Consider the following 22,056-nt stretch of genomic DNA (forward strand, 5'->3'; position numbering starts at 1 on the left):
GAGCAAGCTCCCTCGCCACAAAAGCGCCAGGCAGCCTTCCCCTCAAGCTTGCCGCTCGCAGCTAGAGGCTTAAGGCCGCTTTTAAGCTATAATCCCGCCCTTTAGCTGCCCCGCGCCCTGGCGAGTGGCACTCAATTTTTCGCGGCGCTTGTCGCCTGTATGCAGATATTAAGAGGCTAGACCCCTGTGGCATTGACGATTCTTGGCCTGTCCGGCGCCCTTAGCCATGATCCTTCCGCAGCGCTGTACATCGACGGCAAGCTGATCGCGGCGGCCGAGGAAGAGCGCTTCGTACGCGATAAACATGCAAAGAACCGCATGCCCTACGAGTCGGCGAAGTTCTGCCTGGAGCAGGCTGGCATCAAGCCGTCCGACGTCGACGTGGTGGCGATTCCGTTCGCGCCGATCAGCCTGTTCGGCGAAGCGCGTTGGCACTACGCCAAGCGGTACTGGTACGCCCCGGACCGCGCCCTTGACGCGATCCTGATGGGCAACCGTCGCTACAAGCGCTATCGCCGCAAGATCGTCTGGTGCCTGGAGCAACTGGGTTTCGATCCGAAGAAAATCAAGATCGAACCGGTCGAGCATCACCTGGCCCACGCCTCCAGCGCCTATCACTGCTCGGGCTTCCAGGAAAAAACCGCAATCCTGGGCATCGACGGCAAAGGCGAGTACGCCACGACCTTCTTCGGTTATGGCCAGAACGGCAAGATCCACAAGATCAAGGAATTCTTCGACCCGGACTCGTTGGGTGGCCTGTATGGCGCGATCACCGAGTTCCTCGGCTTCGAAATGCTCGACGGCGAATTCAAGGTCATGGGCATGGCGCCTTATGGCGATGCCAGCAAGTACGATTTCTCGCGCCTGGCCTCGTTCGAAAATGGCGAACTGGTGATCAACACCGACTACGCCAACGTGATCGGCCTGCGCCGCTATAAAGAGAAGGGCAAGGGCTTCTACTTCTCGCCGAAGCTCATCGAATGGCTCGGCCCGAAACGCGAAGGCGACATCGCCGACGAGCCGTACATCCATTACGCGGCCAGCATGCAGGCGCTGTTCGAAAAGCTCGCGCTGCAAATGATCGACCACTACCTGGGCGACGTGCTCAAGGAAACCGGCAAGCTGGCGTTCGCTGGTGGCTGTGCCTTGAACGTCAAGCTGAACCAGAAAATCATCGCCCGTGACGACGTCAAGGAGCTGTTCGTACAACCGGCTTCCGGCGATGCCGGTACTGCGGTGGGCGCGGCGGCTTATGTGTCCCATGCCCGTGGCGTGCCGGTGGAGAAGATGGAACACGTCTACCTCGGCCCGGCCTACAGCAACGAAGACGTGATCGCCGCGTGCGCCCGTCACCCGAGCAAGCCGGCATGGCGCAAGATCGACAACACCCCTGAGCGCATCGCCAAGATCATGGTCGACGGCAACCCGGTGGCCTGGTTCCAGGGCCGCATGGAGTTTGGCCCGCGTGCCCTGGGCGGTCGTTCGATCATTGGTTGCCCAAGCGCCAGCGGCGTGGCCGACCGGATCAACGAACAGATCAAGTTCCGCGAGCGCTGGAGGCCTTTCTGCCCGTCGATGCTCGACACCGTTGCGCCACAGATGATCAAGGTCGATCACCCGGCGCCGTTCATGACCTTCACTTTTGAAGTGGCTGAAGAGTGGAAAACCCGCGTGCCGGAAGTCGTCCATGAAGACGGCACGTCCCGGGCCCAGGTGCTCAAGCGCGAATACAACCCGCGCTACTACGACATGATGAAGGCCCTGGAAGCCCTGACCGGCAACGGCGTGTCGCTGAACACCTCGCTCAACCGCCGTGGCGAGCCGATGATCTGCTCGCCGACCGACGCCTTGAACATGTTCTACGGCTGCGACCTGCAGTACTTGATCATGGAAGACATTCTGGTGGTCAAGGAGGGTACTGTTGTATGACGCTGGCCCCTCTACATCTTGCGTTTTTCTGTGATGTCGCGGTCTGCTTAAGAGGGTGTCGGTAGTGAAGGTCATGTTGTTGGTGATGGACGAACAAAGAGTCATCCTTGATCATTTGTACGACGTGGTTAAGGCTAACTGCGAGCAGTGCGATATATATCGCCTGAGCAAAGCCCAGCAGCAGAATTTAGGAAAATTTTTCCAATCTCACAGCTATCTAAATTACGACCGAGTTGTGATTTTTTCGCGGCTCAAAAGGCTTACGGGTCAGATTAATATACTCAAATGCATACCTGGCCTGGTTTTTCTTGAGCACGATGCGTGCCAGAACTACATGCAGTTCAGCAAGTATCGTGGAAAGTACTCGGCATTCTATCGACGTCTGCCGTGGGCTCGGGTTTTATGCTCGGGAGCTATAGTAGCGCGCAAGCTGCAAGAGGAAGGCGTGGATGCGGTCTTTGTACCCAAGGGGTACGACGAGACAATGCTGAGAAACCTTCAACAGCCACGTGATATACCCGTGGGCTTTTTGGGTAGTCTTAAAGGAATTGCCTACACTGAGCGAAAGCAGATTCTGGAAAAAATTTCAGATCGTACTGGCATGGCCATTCGCCGCACAAAATCAGGTGCAGAATACTTGGAAGCATTGAATCGTATCCAGATATTCGTCAGTGCGGATGTCGGAATGGGCGAGTACATGATTAAAAACTTCGAGGCCATGGCGTGTGGGTGCGTGCTGGTTGCATGGCGCCAGGATGATGCGGAGAACTTGGTGCTCGGGCTGGAAGACATGAAAAATTTGGTCTTGTATCGTTCGGTTGACGAGGCAGTCGACAAGATAAAAATGTTACAGGCAGACCCCGAATTGGCCGGGCGCATTGCGCGGGCGGGGCAGCAACTTGCGCAAGAACATTATACTTTTTCATGTGTAGGACGGGCTCTCGCTCATGCTGTGGTTAAGCCTATGCGTCCTTGGCGAAGTGTAAGTTTACTGCGGCGTTTCTGGGTTGGTTTACGTTATCAATTGAAGGTGCCAGGCGTATGAGTATCAAACTTTACTGGTGTCGAGGAAAGGGCCGCGACGACAGCTCCCAGCAAAATTTTGGCGATTACTTATCACCTCTGGTGGTTGAGTTGTTGGCAAAAAAACCGGTCATTTATGCGCCTATTCAAAAAGCCGATCTCATGGCTATTGGCTCGATCATGAATCGCGAGCAGAAGGCGCGTCGGTTCATGATTCCACGGCGTTTGCATGTGTGGGGGGCAGGTACCGACTCTCCTGGGTGTTCTTTTTCCGGTCGTCATTATTATCACGCCGTGCGCGGCCTGAAAACCCGTGAGCAAATCAGCAATCTCAGGGGGGAGCCGGCGCTGGGCGATCCAGGGTTATTGGCAAGTCATTGGTGGGACGGACGGCCGCGACCTGAAAAGCGTTTCAAGGTCGGGATCATTCCCCATTATGTGGATCATGACAATCAGATTGTCCGCCAGCTTTCAGAGGTGCGAGGGGTCAATGTTATCAATGTTTTCTGGCCTGTCGAGCAAGTGCTTAAAAGTATTCAGGAGTGTGAATACATCATTTCTTCGAGCATGCATGGTTTGATTGTTGCGGATGCTTTTGGTGTTCCCAATCGTCGAGTCAAGTTCTCGGAGGGAAAAGTGTCGGACTATAAGTTCTTGGATTACTATTCTGTTTTCGGCATGGATGAGCCGTCCTGCTTAAGCGCGCAAGCGCTGCTGGATATTAGTGATGAATGTATTGCGGAATGGTTTTCCGAGTATTCGCGGCCGGGACTTGAAGTGATTCAGAAGTGCTTGATCAAATCCTTTCCGTTTAGCTGATTGGGTAGGGGTGGTTTTTGAAAGTCGAAAAGCAGTCTTCGGTTGTCGTATTTGGATTTGTTTTCTTTTTATTTTTCTTGTCGTTTTTTTTGCCGCTTTCTTCGAAGGCGGTAAACAATATATTCTATGTTGGGCTTGCACTGCCGGCTTTCGTGTGGATGTTAAAGAATTTCCGGGGTTTGCCAGCGCTCTTTCGTCATTATGGTAGTTTGATGGGGTTGTTGGTTGGGCTGTTTTGTCTCTCGCTTGTGGCTGATCCATCAAGTATAAAAAAATTTTTATACATGTTCCTGTATTTTGTAGCCTGCCTATTGGTTTCCGAAAAGGAAAGTGTTGCTCGAGTGTTCTTTAGTTTCTATTCTGTCGTTGCCTGTGCGGTATTTATTTATTTGGCTGCTGATTGGTTGTGGCAATACCAGGCGACGGGTGTCTGGGGGCGGCAGGTATTTTTGGGGAGTGCGACCAATCCGGTCTATGCTTCTTTGTTGATTCTCAGTGCCCTGGTTTTTGTGTGGCTGTTCTATTTGGAAGCGTTTTTGCTCGCGCGTGCAAGATGGCAGCTATTTGTCGGTATGTTTTTGCTGTTGTGTGCTTGCATGTTATGCGTCCTGATTTTTCAGGCGCGCTCCGCCTTGCTGGGGGCGTTGCTTTTTTTTGTCGTCTATCTTGTTCAGCGCCGATTTGTTCTGGTGGGCGGCGTTGTTACCTTGATCGCGGGCGCGGGGGTCTACTTCTTAGGAGTGGGTCATCTGTTGCTAGAACGTGGCATCAGCTATCGCACGGCAATCTGGGAAGATGCCTTGCATCACCTTACAAATGAATGCGTTGTCTGGTTGGGTTGTGGCGCCGATGAGCACCAATTTCTTGGACAGTTCCTGCATCCTCACAGCGGATATATTTCTACTTTGTATCGCTTTGGAGTGATTGGTGCCGGGCTATTTGCTCTGTTTGCGCTGATGTTTTTCTGGCATGGTTGGAAGTCCAAGTCACCATGGTTTCTTCTGGCCTTGGTTGGCTGGGGTGGCCTTCTTACGACAGGCAATGGTTTCTTTTCATCGCCGCAGCCGTTATGGGTCTATTTCTGGTTCCCTACGTTTATGGCATTAATTGATGCCGCTCCCAAGGCCGGTGATCGTACCGATCTGAGGCAGAGCACGCCTTTGGCGTGAACTCAGTCAGTACAGCCAGCATCAGGAAGGATGCTGGCTAGTAGATTGACGGTTAGCTGAATAGCTCTTCCAACCTGTGTATCAGTTTATGGTCGATCGCAGGTTTGAGTGCTTGCTGGTAGCGATCCAAGAATGTCCTGCCGGAGTCTTCGCCTAACAACCATTGACGATCCTTGTCGTAACGCAACATATGCTGGAAGTTGCGCAAGCGTTTGCTGGGGCTCAGGGCGCTGCGGTGACACTTGAGATCAGCGATGTCAATCAGTCCGAGGCTGTGCCCGGGTGTCTGAACGATGTTGCCCAAATGCAGAGAGCGAAAGTACACGCCGGCTGCATGTAGTTGTGCCACAAACACACCCAAGCTGGCTCTTAGCAGTTGAGCCTGCTGGGGTTGATCCATCAGCTGACGTAGTGTCTTTCCCGCCAGCGGTTCATAATGCACCGCGTCGCGCTGAATGCTGGCTATCCGGTAGACACCCAGTACGGTGGGACAGGGTATGCCGCGCTTGAGCAAGGCGTTGGTGTTCTGGGCAAAGCGTCGGGCATAAGGCCGCAGCAATGCCGATGTGAATAGCCGTTTGCGCCTGAACAGTTTCAGATAGCGCCCGTCCTGCAGCAACAAGACCTTGTCGCCGCTGCCGTCAGCCTCGAGCACTTTCGCACCTTCGCGAAGCGCGAGGTAGGAAGAGTGATTGAGTGTTTGCATTCGTCATCCCCCAAAAATTCCCCTGCATCTTAACCGACTTGGTCGGGATTTGACCTGTCACGGCCTTCATTAAAGGGGCGGTAGGGTGTGATAGCATTGCTTCTTTTTATATTACGGATCCCTATGAGCAGTCCTGACGTTCCCGCTCAGTCTACGCTGAAGATCTATCTCCGCCTGCTGACTTACGTTCGCCCTTACGTGGGGCTGTTTTTGTTGAGCATCCTGGGCTTCTTGATCTTCGCCTCGACCCAGCCGGTGCTAGCCTATGTCCTTAAGTATTTTGTCGACGGACTGGCCAATCCGGAGGCGAGCCTCTTTCCGAACAGCCCGTACCTCAAGGACCTGCAACTGCTTCAAGCCGTTCCGATGATGATTGTGTTCATTGCGTTGTGGCAGGGAGTGGGGTCTTACCTGGGCAACTTCTTTCTCGCCAGGGTTTCCCTGGGACTGGTGCACGACCTGCGCGTGGTGCTGTTCAACAAGCTTCTGGAATTGCCCAATCGTTACTTCGACAGCCATAACTCCGGGCATTTGATTTCCCGCATCACATTCAACGTCACCATGGTCACCGGCGCGGCTACAGATGCGATCAAAGTCGTCATCCGCGAGGGGTTGACCGTGGTATTCCTGTTCGTTTCGCTGCTGTGGATGAATTGGCGGCTGACGTTGGTGATGCTCGCGATTCTGCCTTTGATTGGGATCATGGTGAATAGCACCAGCAAGAAATTCCGTAAACAGAGCAAGAAGATCCAGGTGGCCATGGGTGACATTACTCACGTCGTGTCCGAGACGGTTCAGGGGTTTCGCGTCGTGCGCAGTTTCGGCGGTGAAGAGTACGAGAAGGACCGCTTTGAGCGCGCCAGCCAGAGCAACACCGACAAACAGTTGAAAATGACCAAGACTGGCGCGGTATACACGCCGACGCTGCAACTGGTCACGTATGTAGGCATGGCCATCGTCATGTTTCTGGTACTTTTCCTTCGCGGCGATGCGTCGGCAGGCGATCTGGTCGCCTACATCACCATGGCAGGACTTCTGCCCAAGCCGATCCGCCAGTTGTCGGAAGTCAGTTCGACCATCCAGAAGGGCGTCGCCGGGGCTGAAAGTATCTTCGAACAGCTGGATGAGACTCCGGAAGTCGATCAGGGCACCCTCTCCTTGGATCGTGTCAGCGGTCGGTTGGAAGTCAGCAATCTGAGTTTCAAATACCCGGGATCCGACAAGCTGGTGCTTGATGACATCAGCTTTGTTGTCCAGGCCGGGCAGATGGTTGCGTTGGTGGGACGTTCCGGTAGTGGCAAGTCGACCCTGGCCAATCTGGTGCCGCGTTTTTATCAGCATGAACAGGGGCAGATCCTGCTTGACGACGTGCCGATCCAAGACTTGACCTTGCGTAGCCTGCGGCGTCAGATCGCGTTGGTGAACCAGCAGGTCACGTTGTTCAACGATACGGTGGCGAACAACATCGCCTATGGCGATCTGGCAGGTGCGCCACTGGCCGATATCCAAGCGGCGGCGAAAGCGGCGTATGCCGATGAGTTTATTGTGACAATGCCTCAGGGCTACGAAACCCTGGTCGGTGAAAATGGTGTGCTGCTCTCGGGTGGCCAACGGCAGCGTCTTGCAATTGCGCGGGCACTGCTCAAAAACGTCCCGATACTGATCCTCGACGAGGCTACCTCTGCACTGGATACCGAGTCGGAGCGTCACATCCAGGCCTCCCTCGACAATGCCATGACCGACCGAACCACGCTTGTGATTGCGCACCGCCTGACAACCATCGAAAAGGCCGATCTGATTCTGGTCATGGATCAGGGCAAGATCGTTGAGCGCGGCACCCATCTGGAATTGCTGGCCTTGAACGGCTTCTATTCGCGCTTGCACGCCCGTAACTTCAAAGATAGCGATGACGAAGCGGGCACGCATGCGGTCGGAATATGCTGAGGGTGCTGCGCTGCTGGCGTGAACGGGGCTGGATACCGATCGACTCCACGACTTACGCCCAGGCTTGGCATCGTTTTGGCGGCAGCGTGGCAACGCACCCCGATGTGATTGAGCGCCTCGCCGGGCTTGCCGGGTTGCCGATCCGCTACTTGGGCTGGGAGTGCGATGGGCAGCTGGTTGCGGCGATCCCTTGCTGGGGCGCGCATTTGGCTTTGTCCAAAGACGTGCTCAAGCGCGAGGGCAAGCGCGGGGTGTTCGACCTGGGTAATGCGGAGGTTATCCTTCCCATCGCCGAGAGTGCTCGAGTCCCGGTGCGCCAGCGCATGCGCTATGTCTCCGAACACAATGCCGCGAATATCATCACCCTCAAGGCCCAGCCTGAGGGGTTGGCACTGGCTCGTGAGCCCGAGGACTACAGCAAGAAGTTTCGCTATAACCAGCGTCGTGAACAGCGTCTGCTGGAGGAGGCCGGCGGAAGTATCCGGTCGATGCTGGAGCTGAGCGCCAGCGAGCAGGCGATCATCTATGCCGACCTGTTCAAGCGCCGCTGGAATTTCGAGGCCCCGGGAAAGGCCTACCTGACGGAAGTGTTCAGTTTGTTGCGCGAATTCATGACCGGTTCGCTGATTTATCTGGGCGATGCGCCGGTAGCGGTGCAGATTCTGTATCGGGTCGAGGCACCCAAGTGGGTCAGTTTGGAATACATCAACGGCGGAGTGGACCCGCAAAACCGCGAATTCAGTCCTGGTAGCGTGCTCAGTTTCGTCAACACCCACACGGCATGGGAGGAGGCACGAGCCTTGGGCAAGCCCCTGCGCTATTCCTTTGGCCGCGCTGATCGCGAATATAAGGATCGCTGGTGTCACCGGGCTCCGGTTTACCAGGTGTGAGCGAGGTCAGGCAGTCATGAGTGGACGCAAGCAGCAGTTGCTTAAACGGCACCGTCAACGCAAGCGGATGGTACTGATAGGTGCGGTATCGGCGGCGTTGCTGTTTGGTATCCTTGTCGCGTGGTGGCCATTGCCACTTTTCCTGTTGCTGGGCTGGATCGCCCATGAAGCTTGGTTTTCCGATCATCTGTTTTATGCCCCAGGCGATGATTATCGCTATGAATTCCCGGTGGGCACGCCGCAACTTCCCGCGACGCTGATCGATGGCTTCGTGCAGGTGGCGGGGGAGTTCGGTACGGGACAGACCTTGATTCTGCAGGTTCGGGTCAAGAGCCACTGGCTGGGTCGTTTCCTTGATCCGCAGGTGTGGATCGGCGACGATCGGCAGGATATGGAGCGTGGTGTCGCGGGTGAGCGTTTTCTCAATCTGTCCGGACAGGACTCGACGTTGGCCGGCGGTGCCCTGAGCGTACGAGGACGCTTTTGCAGTGTGGCTCCGCAGGCGATTTTGCATGTTCTGAGCAATCCAGATTTTGGGCAGCAACCTTTGCTCGTCATCGCGCCTCACTCAGATGATGCCGAGCTCGCGGCTTTCGGTCTTTATAGTCGAGCATCCGATGTGGCTATCGTCACCCTGACCCAGGGTGAGATTGAGGCCGAGAATTATCGTGACATGGGCCTGGGTGCCTCCCAGGCTGCTCGGCTCAAGGGCCGTCTACGCAGTTGGGACAGCCTGGCTGTTCCCCTGTGGGGTGGGGTGCCGCAACAGCGGTGTACGCAGCTGGGTTACTACTGCCTGCAACTGAATGCAATGGCAGGGCAACCGGAGCGAAGCTTCGGCTCCTTGGAGTCTGGTGAAAACGATATCCGAGGCGTGCGCCGTTTCAACGCCTTGAGTTTGCCGGGTGACGTTGATGGCGAGCCCACCTGGTGTAACTTGGTGGCTGACTTGGCGCGTCTGCTTGAGCATTATCGACCCGAAGCCGTGCTGACGCCTCATCCGGAACTGGATCCCCACAGCGATCATGTCGCCAGCAGTCGTGCGTTAATGCAGGCGATTGAGATCAGTAGCTGGCGTCCGCGTACATTGTTGCTCTACGCGAATCATCTGCATGACAACGATCGTTGGCCCATGGGCCCTGCGGGTTATGGAACTGCCCTGCCGCCAGCCATCGAACCGTTGCCAGCCGATGGGTTATGGAGCCCTTTGCTGGATGAGCCCACTCGCCTGGACAAGGCCATGGCCCTGGGCATGCAGCACGATCTGCAAGGTCGTCCGCCATTCAAGAGGCGGTTGCGCCGAGTTATTCAGCGATTGTTGGCCGGGCGTCGCTGGCCTCGCACGGGGGAAGATGAATTTTTCCGCAAGGCAGTACGTCGGCATGAGCTTTTTTGGGTGCGCTCGCTGGATGCCTCGCGGCCGGATGACCATTGACCCCTTTATCGGCGATCGTTTGAAATGTTCTATTCTGTGGCTGTCCGGTGAACAGGTAGGCCATTACGGCGATTCGATCTCTGGGAGATGCACGGTATGGACAGGATGTCAAAGATGTCGTTGCAGCAGTCGACTATTCGATCCCATGTTAAAGCGGTTCCGCCGCAGGCCCGGGCAGCGATCAAGTCACAGCGACCGCAGTGTTTCTGGCTGACCGGGCTCTCCGGAGCGGGCAAGTCGACATTGGCTAATGCGCTGGAAGTGCGGTTGCACGAACAGGGTTTCCATACCTGCCTGCTCGACGGTGACAATCTGCGCCAGGGGTTGTGCCGGGACCTGGGCATGGATGCGGCGTCGCGCAAGGAGAATATCCGGCGCATTGCCGAGGTGGCGCGGTTGATGGTCGACGCCGGCCTGATTGTCATCGTCGCGGCGATTTCTCCTTTTCGGGCCGACCGGGACGCGGCCCGACAGTTGTTCCCCGAGGGCTGCTTCATGGAAGTGTATGTGAGCACACCCTTCGACGTTTGTGCCCAGCGTGACCCCAAGGGCTTGTACCGTGAAGCCCGCGCCGGACGGATCAAGAACTTCACCGGATTCGACAGCCCCTACGAGGCGCCGCTCGCCCCGGACTGCGAGATCAATACCAGCGAGGTGGAACTGACCCAGGCCTGCGCGCGGCTATCTGCGTTGCTGCAAATCTGAACAAGCGCCCCCGGCATCGTGTTGCCACCATGGTCAAGCCTGCGCTAACCCTGTGCTAATATCGCGCCCCTGTTCATTTTGTATTTGGGATGCTCCATGAAGTTGTCCATGCCACGATTCGATCAAGCCCCTGTATTGGTGGTCGGCGATGTCATGCTCGACCGCTACTGGCATGGCGGTACGTCACGGATCTCCCCTGAGGCGCCGGTTCCGGTGGTCAAGGTCGAGCAGATCGAGGATCGCCCAGGTGGTGCCGCCAACGTTGCCCTGAACATCGCCGCCCTCGGCGCGCCGGCCTCCCTGGTGGGTGTGACCGGTGACGACGAAGCCGCCAACAGCCTGGCCAACAGCCTCGAAGGCGCGGGTGTGCGGGCGATGTTCCAGCGCATCGCGCACCAGCCGACCATCGTCAAGCTACGGGTCATGAGCCGCCACCAGCAACTCTTGCGGATCGACTTCGAGGAACCGTTCGCCACCGACCCGTTGGCCCTCGGTGCCGAAGTCGATCAACTGCTCGAAGGCATCAAGGTCCTGGTGTTGTCGGACTATGGCAAAGGCGCGTTGAAGAACCACCAGGCGCTGATCCAGGCCGCCCGTACCCGTGGCATTCCGGTGCTGGCCGACCCCAAGGGCAAGAATTTCTCCATCTACCGTGGTGCCAGCCTGATCACGCCGAACCTCAGCGAGTTCGAAGCCATCGTGGGCGGTTGCGTCGATGAGCACGAGCTGGTGAGCAAAGGCGCCAAGCTGATGCACGACCTCGATCTCGGTGCGTTGCTGGTCACCCGTGGCGAGCATGGCATGACCTTGCTGCGTCCCGATCATCCAGCGCTGCACCTGCCGGCCCGTGCCCGTGAAGTGTTCGACGTGACGGGTGCCGGCGACACCGTGATTTCCACCCTGGCGGCGGCCATCGCTGCCGGCGAGGAGTTGCCCCACGCCGTGGCCCTGGCTAACCTGGCAGCGGGCATCGTGGTCGGCAAGCTCGGTACAGCGGCCATCAGCGCCCCTGAACTGCGGCGTGCGATCCAGCGTGAAGAGGGTTCCGAGCGCGGTGTGCTCGGCCTTGAGCAACTGCTGCTGGCGGTGGATGACGCCCGTGCCCACAACGAAACGATTGTCTTCACCAATGGCTGCTTCGACATCCTCCATGCCGGTCATGTGACCTACCTCGAACAGGCCAGGGCCCAAGGCGACCGGTTGATCGTTGCGATCAACGACGATGCCTCAGTGAGCCGGCTCAAGGGCCCAGGTCGCCCGATCAACAGTGTCGACCGCCGCATGGCGGTCCTGGCCGGCCTGGGCGCCGTGGACTGGGTGATCAGCTTCAGTGAAGGGACGCCGGAAAACCTGCTGCGCCAAGTCAAGCCGGATGTGCTGGTCAAGGGCGGTGACTATGGCATCGACCAGGTCGTGGGCGCGGACATCGTCACGGCTTACGGCGGCACCGTGAAGGTCTTGGGGTTGGTGGAAAACAGCTCGACGACGGCGATTGTGGAAAAGATCCGTAATAACTGATGCGTCAGGCGAAGTGCAGAACCTGTGGCCGAGGAGCTCTTGTGGCGAGGGAGCTTGCTCCCGCTGGGTCGGTCCGACGCATCGGGCGCAGCAACCCCATTTTATGGGCGCTGCGCAACCCAGCGGGAGCAAGCTCCCTCGCCACGAAAGCGCTCTGGGTGGCGTACTTCTAACGAGCCACCTTGCGCGGCACGATCTTCTTGAACAATTGCCGGGCCTTGCCCTTGAGTCGGGTCAGGCCCGACTCCTTGCCCGGTGGCGTCAATCCTTGCTGGCGCAGCCAGTCCTTCCAGCGAATCCGCTCGTCTCGCACCAGCCAGCCGTCCTGCCGGGCGAAGCTCTCCGCCAGGTACAGTCCTCGGGTGGCGGCCGGGTACAACTGGTCCTTTTTCAAGGTGTACAGCTCGGGCAGAGGCTGCCCGTCCTGCAGCGGCATCAAATACAGGTCGGGCCGTTTGCGGTCCAGGCGCGCCACCAGTTGATCACCCTCCAGCCGTTCATCGACGTGGAACAGGCTCAAGGACTTGGCTTCCCTGGGCACATCCAGGCGCAGGTCGTAGATCAATTGCAGCGATGCCGTCGGCAGATGCACGTACGCCCGCGGTCGTTCGATCAGTTGCAGGTTGGCGCAGCGTACCGGGCGGGCGGAGCCGGACAATGGCGTCAGGCGAAACGGCAAGGCCTCGCGATAGTGCAGGGCGCTGGCGTAGGGCGCGGGTAGCCAGGTGTCGTTGAAACGTCCGCCGAGCCAGCCTTCAGGGGTTTCCAGCAGGCACTCTTCGGCAATCTCACTGATGGCGGTGAGCAGCGGCAGGTTCAGTTCATGGGCCGGGACATAGCCGGAGATCAGCTTGAGCACCACGTCGCCACGATCCTGCCGACGCTGGCGCACCAGCACCCAATAGTCGCGGTTCTGCCAATGCAGGGTCAGTCGCACCGAGACGCCAAGGTTGGCCAACTCCAGGGAAAAACGCTCGGCATCGGCCACGGTCACGGGGCGACGGCGTTGCAGGGTCTGGGCGAAGTTCAGCGGCATCCCGACGCTCTGGTACGTCAGGCCTTCGGGTGTCGCTTCGACGAACAGGGGCAGGGTCTTGAAGTTGCTGGGGTTCTTCCTGATGAGCGTACGCGGCATGTCGGCTCCTGCTTAATGCCGCGTAGCGCGGCGTCAGTTTTTACGTAGGACCTGGGCAACGGTCGCGACGTTATGGGCGAGGTGCAGCGGATTGATCGTGCCGACAATAGCACTGGCAACCCCAGGATGCTCAAACAACAGTTCGAAGCTGGCGCGAACCGGGTCTGTCCCGGGGCTCAGGCAGACGTGGCCGCTGGCTAAGGCTTTCTTCACCAGGATCGCCTTGCCGTGGGCGTTTGCGTAGTCAATGACAGCCTTCTCGTTTTGCTCGTTCAGATTGTAGGTGACCATCGCGCAATCGCCTTGCTCCAAGGCCTTCAAGCCGCCGTCGACGGTTTTGCCGGAAAAGCCGAAGCCGCCGATCTTGCCCTCGCGCTTGAGCGCCGCCAGGGTCGGGTAGACCTCGCTGTCGTTGAGAATCGCCAGGTCGTTGCCGTCGGAGTGCACCAGCACCAGGTCGATGTAGTCCGTTTCCAGCCGCTTGAGGCTGCGCTCCACCGAAAACCGCGTATGGGCGGCGCTGAAGTCATGACGGGACTGGCCATCGCTGAACTCTTCGCCGACCTTGCTGACAATCACCCAGTCCTGGCGCTGGCCGCGCAGCAGCGGGCCGAGGCGTTCTTCGCTGCGGCCATAGGCCGGCGCGGTGTCGATCAGGTTGATGCCCAGGTCACGCGCCAGTTTGAGTAACAGGCGCGCTTCGTTGTCATCGGGAATCTGGAAACCGCTGGGGTACTTGACGCCCTGGTCGCGACCCAGCTTGACGGTGCCCAGGCCCAGCGGGGAGACCCGCGGGCCGTTGTGGCCCAGCGGACGATGGAGATCGTGCAGGGTCGCTTGGCTCATGGCAGCAGTTGCTCCCAGGCAGGAACGCCCATCGGCGGCTTCGGCAGGTCCGGCAATGGCGCTGGGTGACTGGGCTGGATGCCATGGCGTTGCAGGGCACTGATCACCCGATCAGCGAAGTCCGGGGCCAGCGCCAGTTTGGTCGGCCAGCCCACCAGCAGGCGATCCTGCTCGGCAAGGAAGGCGTTGTCCGGGCGGGTCAGGCCTGATTGCTGCGGTTCGGCGCGATCGACCCGCAGCGTGGCCCATTGCGCGGTGCTGAGGTCGACCCAAGGCAATAGCTGGCCGAGTTCTTTCTGGGCGGCGGCGATCTGTGCACCCGGCTCGCGGGCCACGGCGTCGCCTTCAGCGAGGTCGCCGCCCAGGTACCAGACCCATTGGCCGTCGGCGGCCGGGTGGGTGGTCACGGTGACGCGCGGCTTTGGCCCGCCGCCCAGGCAATGGGCATAGAGCGGCTTGAGGCTCGGGCCCTTGACCAGGACCATGTGCAGCGGCCGGCGCTGCATGGCCGGCTGGTCCAGGCCCAGGGCGGCGAGCAGCTCGGCCGTACCGCCCCCGGCGCTGAGGACAATGCGCTGGGCGCGAATTTCACGACCGTCGACCTTCAGCCCTGTCAGCGCGTCACCGTCGCGCAGCGGTTCGATGTGTTGCCCGGCCAGCAGGCTGTCACCGGCCAGTTCCGCCAGGCGCTCGATCAGGCTGGGGACGTCCACCACCAGCTCGGCCAGGCGATAGACCTTGCCCTTGAAGCGCTTGTCTTGCAGGGCCGGTGGCAATTCGGTGCCCTTGACCTGGTCGACGCGACCGCGCACGGCCTTGCTGGCAAAGAAGCTGGTGAGATTGCCGGCCAGGGTGCCGGGGGACCAGAGATAGTGGGCGTCGGAGAGCATGCGCACGCCGCTCAGGTCCAGTTCGCCCTCGCCCTTGAGGGCTTCGCGCCAGCGCCGCGGCATGTCGGCGATGGCTTCCGAGGCGCCGGTCAGGGCACCGTGCAGGGCGTACTTGGCGCCACCGTGGATGATGCCCTGGGATTTGACGCTTTGTCCGCCGCCGAGGCTGGCGTTTTCCACCAATACGGTGGAGAAACCGAGTCGGCGCAGGCGCGCATTCAGCCAGAGACCAGCGACTCCGGCGCCGACAATCAGAACGTCGGTGGAAATAACGGATGGCATGCAGCGACCTCAGAGTTCAAGACGAGGGCGCAGTATACAGACTCGACGAATTGAGTTTTCGCTGCTGAACCTGTGGGAGCAAAGCTTGCTCGCGATACAGGCGCCTCGGTTCCCAAGCGACCGAGTTGTCTTCATCGCGGGCAAGCCTTGCTCCCACAGATCCCTTGGCCTATTTCTGTGTGTTCCAGCCCGTCAGTCCGCGTTTTTAGTGCCCGGCGGTCTTGGAAAACAACTGAATCACCACCACCCCCAACACAATCAACGCCATTCCCAGCATCGCCGGGGTGTCCAGCTTCTGCCCGTAGATGAACAGCGCCGCCACGCTGACCATGACGATCCCCATCCCGGCCCAGACCGCATAGGCCACGCCCACCGGGACGGTGCGCACCACCAGGGTCAGCATCCAGAAGGCGATGCTGTAGCCGACGATCACCAGCAGCAGTGGCAACGGTGTGCTCAGGCCCTTGACGGCTTTCATCGAAACGGTGCCGATCACTTCGGCGCAGATGGCGATGGCGAGGTAGTAGTAAGCGTTCATGGGCAGCTCCTCTTTGACGGTGGCGTCTTTCGATGGGGCTATTTTTAGGCGAAGGCCGAATGGGGTAAAGTCATTACCTATCTGTTTTTAAGATGGGTTGAGTCATGGGTGTTCAGTGGAACCTGGAGCAAGTGCGGCTGTTTGTCAGCGTGGTCGAAAAACGTTCGTTCTCCGCCGTGGCCCGGGACGAGCGCAAGGCGCAATCGGCCATCAGCAGCGCGATTGCCCTGTTGGAAACCGACCTTGGGGTGAGCCTGTTCGAGCGCAGCAGTGGCCGTCAGCCCCGGTTGACCGAGGCGGGCGAGGCGCTGCTGGAAGAGGCGCGGGAAGTGCTGCGCCAGTGCGAGCGCCTCAACGGTCGGGCCCAGGCGCTGATGCGGGGCCAGGAAGCGTCGCTGCGCCTGGCCCAGGACGAGGCCATGCCCTACCAACCGGTGATCGACAGCCTGGTGGCGTTGGCCCGGCAATTCCCGACCCTTGAGGTGCAACTGGCCAGTGCCGCCCAAGGTGACGTGGCGCGCAAACTGGTGGAGCGTCGCGCCGACCTCGGCTTGCTGTTCTATCACGACCAGATCCCCGAAGCGCTGGAACGCCGGGTCCTGGGCAGCGTCGAAATGGTCACGGTGTGCAGCAAGGGTCATCCGTTGGCTTCCCTTGAGTATGTGTCCTGCCGGGAAATGGCCCGGCACCGGCAGTTGTTGATGGCCACCCAATCCAGCGTCTACCCCGGCAGTGAGCAGGCCAGCCCGCAAGTCTGGCGGGCCGACAGTTTCTATGTCTTGGCCGAATGGCTGAGAAGCGGCCTGGGTTGGGCCTGGCTGCCGCGACACGTCGTGCAGTACCCGGCGTACCTGGGCGACATGATCGAGCTCAACAGCGAATGGACCCCGCCGGCGCTGGTGGTGGAACTGGTCTGGCGCCGCGACGAGCCCCTGGGACCGGCGGCGCGTTGGCTGGCGGAACGTTTTGCCGTGCAGTTGCAGGCGATCGGCTGAAAACCCGATAAACTCCGCCGCCATGAACAGAACTCTCTATAGCGCGTTGTTTTACCTGGGGCTGCCACTGGTAGCGATTCGGCTGTGGCTGCGGGCCCGCAAGGCACCGGCTTATGCCCGGCGCATCGGCGAGCGTTTTTCCTGGGGGCTGCCGATCATGGTCCCGGGGGGCATCTGGGTCCACTCGGTATCGGTGGGCGAGAGCATCGCCGCTGCGCCGATGATCCGCGCCTTGCTGCAACGTTATCCACAGCTGCCGATCACCGTCACCTGCATGACGCCTACCGGCTCGGAGCGGATCCAGGCATTGTTCGCCAATGAGCCGCGCATCCAGCATTGTTATCTGCCTTATGACTTGCCCTGCGCGGCCAAGCGTTTCCTCGACCGGGTTCGTCCGTGCCTGGCGGTGATCATGGAAACCGAGCTGTGGCCCAACCACATCCACCAATGCGCCCGGCGCGGCATTCCGGTGGCCCTGGCCAATGCACGGTTGTCGGAGCGTTCGGCGCGCGGCTATGGGCGTTTTCCCAAGCTCACCCGGCCCATGCTCGCTGAAATGAGCCTGTTCGCCGTGCAGACCGAAGCGGAAGCCGAGCGATTTCGCCAGTTGGGCGCCCGTGCGGAGACCGTTGAGGTGACCGGCTCGATCAAGTTCGACCTGACCATCGACCCGCAACTGCTCGAAAACGCCAACGCCCTGCGCCGCCAATGGCAGGCCACCGAGCGTCCGGTGTGGATCGCCGCCAGTACCCATGAGGGCGAGGACGACGTGGTACTCGCTGCGCACCGTCGCCTGCTCGACAATTATCCCAACGCGTTGCTGATCCTGGTGCCGCGCCATCCCGAGCGCTTCGACTCGGTGTATCAGCTGTGTGAGCGGGAGGGGTTTGCCACCGTCCGGCGTTCCAGTGCACAACCGGTCAGTGCCCAGGCGTCGGTGTTGCTCGGCGACACCATGGGCGAGCTGCTGTTTCTCTATGCCTTGGCCGACAGCGCTTTTGTCGGTGGCAGCCTGGTGCCCAACGGCGGGCACAATCTGCTGGAGCCGGCGGCGCTGGCGAAACCGGTGCTGAGCGGGCCGCACCTGTTCAACTTCCTCGAAATCGCCGCGCAACTGCGCGCTGCCGGGGCGCTGCAAGAAGTTGACGACGCCGAAAGCCTGGCCTTGGCGGTACAGCGCCTGTTCGAACTGCCCCGCGATGCCCAGCGCATGGCCGAGGCGGGATTGAAAGTGATGCGCACCAATCAAGGCGCGTTGCAGCGGTTGCTGGATGGGTTGGGGCGGTTGGTCGACTGATCAGTTTATGCCTGTGGGAGCAAAGCTTGCTCGCGATGCAAGCACCTCGGTCTCAGATAGACCGCAGTGTATTCATCGCGGGCAAGCCTTGCTCCCACAGAGGCGCAGGGCAAGCCCTCCTCCAGAGATTATTGAGCCGGTCTTGAACGCAACTGCTGCGCCGCCGCCTGGGCCAGGTCCGGTGGCAGGAAGTCCCTGTCCGGGTTGTAGTCGGGCTTGAGGTAGCGTGACAGGTCCTGCAGATCCGCCGGGCTCAAGGTGCCGGCCGCCTGCTTGAGGCGCAGGTTGTCGAGGATGTAGTCGTAGCGGGCGTTGTTGTAGTTGCGCACCGAGGTGTACAGCTGGCGCTGGGCATCGAGTACGTCGACGATGTTGCGGGTGCCCACCTGATAGCCGATCTCCGTGGCCTCCACCGCACTCTGGTTGGAGATGATCGACTGGCGCCGGGCCTGGACCTGTTCGACGTCGGTGTTCACCGCGCGGTGCAGGTTGCGGGTGTTTTCCACCACTTGCCTACGCAGGCCTTCGCGTTGCTGCTCGGTCTGGGTGAGCTGCGAGTAGGATTCGCGCACCTGGGAGCTGGTCAGTCCGCCGCTGTAGATCGGGATGCTCAGTTGCAGGCCGATGGTGCGTTGTTCGGCATCGCCGCCATAACGCTGGCCGGTGGGGTTCGGGTTGGTGAAACCGAGGCCGTCGTTGTCACCTTTCTTGTACTGGGCTATCGCATCGAGGGTCGGCGCATGACCAGCCTTGCGTTGGCGCAGAGTGTCCTCGGCGGCATCGACGGCGTAGTTGCTGGCCAGCAGGTTCAGGTTCTGCTTGGCTGCCGTGTCGACCCAGGCTTTGGCATCGTTCGGCGTCGGTGGCAGGATTGGTAGCGTGTGGACGATGCCCTGGAGCGAGTTGTACTGACGGTTGGTCAGGGTGATCAGCGCTTCGAACGCGTCCTCGACCTGGCGCTGGGCGAGGATCCGGTTGGCCCGCGCCGTGTCGTAGCTGGCCTGGGATTGCAGAACATCGGTCTTGTCCGACAGGCCTACGTCGAAGCGTTCGTTGGACTGGTCGAGCTGGCGCTTGAACGCAGCTTCCTCGGCCTTGGTCGAGGCCAGGTTGTCCTGGCTGCGCAGCACGTTGAAATAGCTCTCGGCGCTTTGCAGGATCATGTTCTGTTCAGTGGCTGACAGTTGCAGCGATGCCTGCTCGTCGACGGATTTTGCCGCCTGGAGCTGGAACCAGCGGTCGGCGCGGAAAATCGGCTGGGACAGCGTCGCCTGGTAAACCGTGGAGCTGCGGGTGGCGGTCATCGCCGGCTGGTCAAGCTCGGTACGGGTGTTGTTCAGGTCGGCGCCGGCCGAAAGGTTGGGCAGTAACCCGGCGCGAGCCTGGGGCACCACTTCCTTCTGGGCGCCATACTGGGCGCGGGCGGCGGCCAGGTCGGCGTTATTGTCCACCGCTTCCTGGTACACGCTCACCAGGTCGGTTTTGGTGGTCAAGGGCGCTTCGGCCGCCCAAGCCATTGCGGTGGATGCACACGACACGGCAACGGCCAGTGAGAGTTTGCGCAGCATGAGGCTATCCCTAGACGAAATGAAAGCGCACGAGAGGCGCGGCGTAGCGAGTGTAGTTGCGCAAACGCAGCGCAACAATCCTGCAGATACGCCATTCATCACGCCTTTTGCCCCGGTGATGGCGTTCTGTGTCGGTTGTGTCTAGACTGGCCGGGTTCTTGTCGGGGTGCCTTGCTATGAGGCTGAGATCGAATAATTTCGGATCCCGTTGAACCTGATCAGGTTAACGCCTGCGTAGGGAACAAGATTTCTCGTCTTCCCGGCGAGTCCTCTTGTGCTTCGTCCGGGATGTGTTCGACTTCGAATACCCTCGTGCATCAAGCACAGCATCCGCACGATCGTGCAGGGGTGCGTCCATTCGTGACAGGTTCGCTCCGACAAAAAATCCACTGCCTGGATGTGTGTCTGGAGAGCCCGTGATGACGACAAAATCAAAAAACGCGACCAACCTCAGTGAATCGGCCCAGGTCGATCAGCAATCGGTCCAGCCCTTTACCCGCTCGCAAAAAATCTACGTCCAGGGCAGCCGCCCGGACATTCGCGTGCCCATGCGCGAAATCAGCCTCGACGTGACACCGACCGACTTCGGCGGTGAAATCAACGCACCGGTGACGGTGTACGACACCTCGGGCCCGTACACCGACCCGAACGTGATCATCGACGTACGCAAAGGCCTGGCCGACGTGCGCTCGCCGTGGATCGACGCCCGTGGCGACACCGAGCGCCTGGCGGGCCTGAGCTCCAACTTCGGCCAAGAGCGCCTGGCCGACCCCGAGCTGACCAAGCTGCGCTTTGCCCACGTGAACAACCCGCGTCGCGCCAAGCCTGGGGCCAACGTCAGCCAGATGCACTACGCGCGCAAAGGCATCATCACCGCCGAGATGGAATACGTCGCCATCCGCGAGAACATGAAGCTGGAAGTCGCCCGTGCCGCCGGCCTGCTGGACCAGCAACACGCCGGCCACAGCTTCGGCGCCAGCGTGCCGAAAGTCATCACCCCGGAATTCGTGCGTGACGAAATCGCCCGTGGCCGCGCGATCATCCCGGCCAACATCAACCACACCGAACTGGAACCGATGATCATCGGCCGTAACTTCCTGGTGAAGATCAACGGCAACATCGGCAACAGCGCCCTGGGTTCGTCCATTGAAGAAGAAGTGGCGAAGCTGACCTGGGGCATTCGCTGGGGTTCGGACACGGTCATGGACCTGTCCACCGGCAAGCACATCCACGAAACCCGCGAGTGGATCATCCGCAACTCGCCGGTACCGATCGGCACCGTGCCGATCTACCAGGCCCTGGAAAAAGTCGGCGGCGTGGCCGAGGACCTGACCTGGGAGCTGTTCCGCGACACGTTGATCGAGCAGGCCGAGCAGGGTGTGGACTACTTCACCATCCACGCCGGCGTATTGCTGCGCTACGTGCCGATGACCGCCAAGCGCGTGACCGGCATTGTGTCCCGTGGCGGTTCGATCATGGCCAAGTGGTGCCTGGCGCACCACAAAGAGAACTTCCTCTACACCCACTTCGAAGATATTTGCGAAATCATGAAGGCCTACGACGTCAGCTTCTCGCTGGGCGATGGCCTGCGTCCGGGCTCGATTGCCGACGCCAACGACGAAGCGCAGTTCGGCGAGCTGGAAACCCTCGGCGAGCTGACCAAGATCGCCTGGAAGCATGACGTGCAGTGCATGATCGAGGGCCCCGGCCACGTGCCGATGCAGTTGATCAAGGAGAACATGGACAAGCAGCTCGAATGCTGCGACGAGGCGCCGTTCTACACCCTCGGCCCGCTGACCACTGACATTGCACCGGGCTACGACCACATCACCTCCGGCATCGGTGCGGCGATGATCGGCTGGTTCGGTTGCGCGATGCTCTGCTACGTCACGCCGAAGGAACACCTCGGCTTGCCGAACAAGGATGACGTCAAGACGGGGATCATCACCTACAAGATCGCCGCCCACGCCGCCGACCTTGCCAAGGGCCACCCGGGTGCGCAGATCCGCGACAACGCCTTGAGCAAGGCGCGTTTCGAGTTCCGCTGGGAAGACCAGTTCAACCTCGGCCTGGACCCGGACACTGCCCGTTCGTACCACGACGAAACCCTGCCGAAGGACTCGGCCAAGGTGGCGCATTTCTGCTCGATGTGCGGGCCGAAGTTCTGCTCGATGAAAATCACCCAGGAAGTGCGCGAATACGCGGCCAACCAGCGCATCGATGCGGTGGATGTCGATGTCGCCCAGGGTTTGGCGGAGCAGGCTGAGCGGTTCAAGCAGGAAGGCAGTCAGCTTTACAAGAAAGTGTGATCTGAGCAGCGCTCACCCCGTGGCGAGGGAGCTTGCTCCCGCTCGGCTGCGAAGCAGC

The 22,056-nt window shown here is 59.9% G+C and carries 18 protein-coding genes and 1 riboswitch; of the genes, 12 read left to right on the top strand and 6 right to left on the bottom strand.

Going from position 1 to position 22,056, the window contains the following annotated elements; translation table 11 throughout:
* Positions 1 to 186: 186 nt before the first annotated feature.
* The 4 genes from ACODSJ_RS21985 (at position 187) to ACODSJ_RS22000 (ending at position 4,940) form a co-directional block, all read left to right on the top strand.
* The gene (locus ACODSJ_RS21985) at positions 187 to 1,929 is read left to right on the top strand and encodes a carbamoyltransferase family protein (protein ID WP_489103744.1); all 1,743 of its coding nucleotides are present in this window, start codon (positions 187 to 189) and stop codon (positions 1,927 to 1,929) included.
* Between the two features lie 64 nt (positions 1,930 to 1,993).
* A complete protein-coding gene (locus ACODSJ_RS21990) occupies positions 1,994 to 2,974 on the top strand; it encodes a glycosyltransferase family protein (protein WP_489103745.1) in 981 nt (326 codons plus the stop codon).
* Entirely contained in the window at positions 2,971 to 3,771 is an 801-nt protein-coding gene (locus tag ACODSJ_RS21995) for a polysaccharide pyruvyl transferase family protein (protein ID WP_489103746.1), read from the top strand. Before ACODSJ_RS21990 ends, ACODSJ_RS21995 begins: the two co-directional genes overlap by 4 nt.
* A gap of 17 nt (positions 3,772 to 3,788) precedes the next feature.
* A complete protein-coding gene (locus ACODSJ_RS22000; RefSeq protein WP_489103747.1) occupies positions 3,789 to 4,940 on the top strand; it encodes an O-antigen ligase family protein in 1,152 nt (383 codons plus the stop codon).
* A gap of 52 nt (positions 4,941 to 4,992) precedes the next feature.
* On the opposite strand, the gene ACODSJ_RS22005 is transcribed toward ACODSJ_RS22000, so the two are convergent.
* The gene (locus tag ACODSJ_RS22005) at positions 4,993 to 5,646 is read right to left on the bottom strand and encodes a phosphotransferase (protein ID WP_489103748.1); all 654 of its coding nucleotides are present in this window, start codon (positions 5,644 to 5,646) and stop codon (positions 4,993 to 4,995) included.
* Between the two features lie 123 nt (positions 5,647 to 5,769).
* Here ACODSJ_RS22005 and msbA point away from each other — a divergent pair, with 123 nt between their 5' ends.
* From msbA to hldE, 5 genes are all read left to right on the top strand, one after another.
* Positions 5,770 to 7,590, top strand: coding sequence for a lipid A export permease/ATP-binding protein MsbA (msbA, locus tag ACODSJ_RS22010; protein ID WP_489103749.1), 1,821 nt, complete (start codon positions 5,770 to 5,772; stop codon positions 7,588 to 7,590).
* Positions 7,584 to 8,480, top strand: a complete 897-nt coding sequence (locus ACODSJ_RS22015; protein ID WP_489103750.1) for a GNAT family N-acetyltransferase — start codon at positions 7,584 to 7,586, stop codon at positions 8,478 to 8,480. The genes msbA and ACODSJ_RS22015 overlap by 7 nt, the downstream gene beginning before the upstream one ends.
* 16 nt (positions 8,481 to 8,496) lie before the next feature.
* Entirely contained in the window at positions 8,497 to 9,915 is a 1,419-nt protein-coding gene (locus ACODSJ_RS22020; RefSeq protein ID WP_489103751.1) for a PIG-L deacetylase family protein, read from the top strand.
* 114 nt (positions 9,916 to 10,029) lie between these two features.
* Complete coding sequence (gene cysC / locus ACODSJ_RS22025) at positions 10,030 to 10,620, top strand: adenylyl-sulfate kinase (protein WP_489103752.1); 591 nt, start codon at positions 10,030 to 10,032, stop codon at positions 10,618 to 10,620.
* Between the two features lie 96 nt (positions 10,621 to 10,716).
* Positions 10,717 to 12,138 carry a bifunctional D-glycero-beta-D-manno-heptose-7-phosphate kinase/D-glycero-beta-D-manno-heptose 1-phosphate adenylyltransferase HldE gene (gene hldE / locus ACODSJ_RS22030; protein ID WP_489103753.1) on the top strand — a complete coding sequence of 474 codons (1,422 nt, stop codon included), beginning with the start codon at positions 10,717 to 10,719 and terminating at the stop codon, positions 12,136 to 12,138.
* A gap of 169 nt (positions 12,139 to 12,307) precedes the next feature.
* Here the strand turns inward: hldE and ACODSJ_RS22035 are convergent, their stop codons facing one another.
* From ACODSJ_RS22035 to ACODSJ_RS22050, 4 genes are all read right to left on the bottom strand, one after another.
* Positions 12,308 to 13,273 (bottom strand): metal ABC transporter ATPase, encoded by a 966-nt coding sequence (locus ACODSJ_RS22035; protein ID WP_489103754.1) that lies wholly within the window; start codon positions 13,271 to 13,273, stop codon positions 12,308 to 12,310.
* Positions 13,274 to 13,306: 33 nt separating this feature from the next.
* The gene (locus tag ACODSJ_RS22040; RefSeq protein ID WP_489103755.1) at positions 13,307 to 14,119 is read right to left on the bottom strand and encodes an aldo/keto reductase; all 813 of its coding nucleotides are present in this window, start codon (positions 14,117 to 14,119) and stop codon (positions 13,307 to 13,309) included.
* Entirely contained in the window at positions 14,116 to 15,291 is a 1,176-nt protein-coding gene (locus ACODSJ_RS22045) for an NAD(P)/FAD-dependent oxidoreductase (protein WP_489103756.1), read from the bottom strand. Before ACODSJ_RS22045 ends, ACODSJ_RS22040 begins: the two co-directional genes overlap by 4 nt.
* Before the next feature lie 205 nt (positions 15,292 to 15,496).
* Positions 15,497 to 15,829, bottom strand: a complete 333-nt coding sequence (locus ACODSJ_RS22050; RefSeq protein WP_489103757.1) for a DMT family transporter — start codon at positions 15,827 to 15,829, stop codon at positions 15,497 to 15,499.
* Between the two features lie 104 nt (positions 15,830 to 15,933).
* Here ACODSJ_RS22050 and ACODSJ_RS22055 point away from each other — a divergent pair, with 104 nt between their 5' ends.
* Positions 15,934 to 16,824, top strand: a complete 891-nt coding sequence (locus tag ACODSJ_RS22055) for a LysR family transcriptional regulator (RefSeq protein ID WP_489103758.1) — start codon at positions 15,934 to 15,936, stop codon at positions 16,822 to 16,824.
* 22 nt (positions 16,825 to 16,846) lie between these two features.
* A complete protein-coding gene (gene waaA, locus ACODSJ_RS22060) occupies positions 16,847 to 18,121 on the top strand; it encodes a lipid IV(A) 3-deoxy-D-manno-octulosonic acid transferase (protein WP_489103759.1) in 1,275 nt (424 codons plus the stop codon).
* Positions 18,122 to 18,249: 128 nt separating this feature from the next.
* On the opposite strand, the gene ACODSJ_RS22065 is transcribed toward waaA, so the two are convergent.
* Positions 18,250 to 19,689 (bottom strand): TolC family outer membrane protein, encoded by a 1,440-nt coding sequence (locus tag ACODSJ_RS22065; RefSeq protein WP_489103760.1) that lies wholly within the window; start codon positions 19,687 to 19,689, stop codon positions 18,250 to 18,252.
* Between the two features lie 152 nt (positions 19,690 to 19,841).
* A riboswitch (TPP riboswitch) is annotated at positions 19,842 to 19,947 on the top strand.
* Positions 19,948 to 20,108: 161 nt separating this feature from the next.
* Between ACODSJ_RS22065 and thiC the strand changes: the two genes are divergently transcribed.
* Positions 20,109 to 21,998, top strand: a complete 1,890-nt coding sequence (thiC, locus tag ACODSJ_RS22070; RefSeq protein ID WP_489103761.1) for a phosphomethylpyrimidine synthase ThiC — start codon at positions 20,109 to 20,111, stop codon at positions 21,996 to 21,998.
* Positions 21,999 to 22,056 lie beyond the last annotated feature (58 nt).

It is taken from the genome of Pseudomonas sp. FG6 (assembly GCF_057809015.1).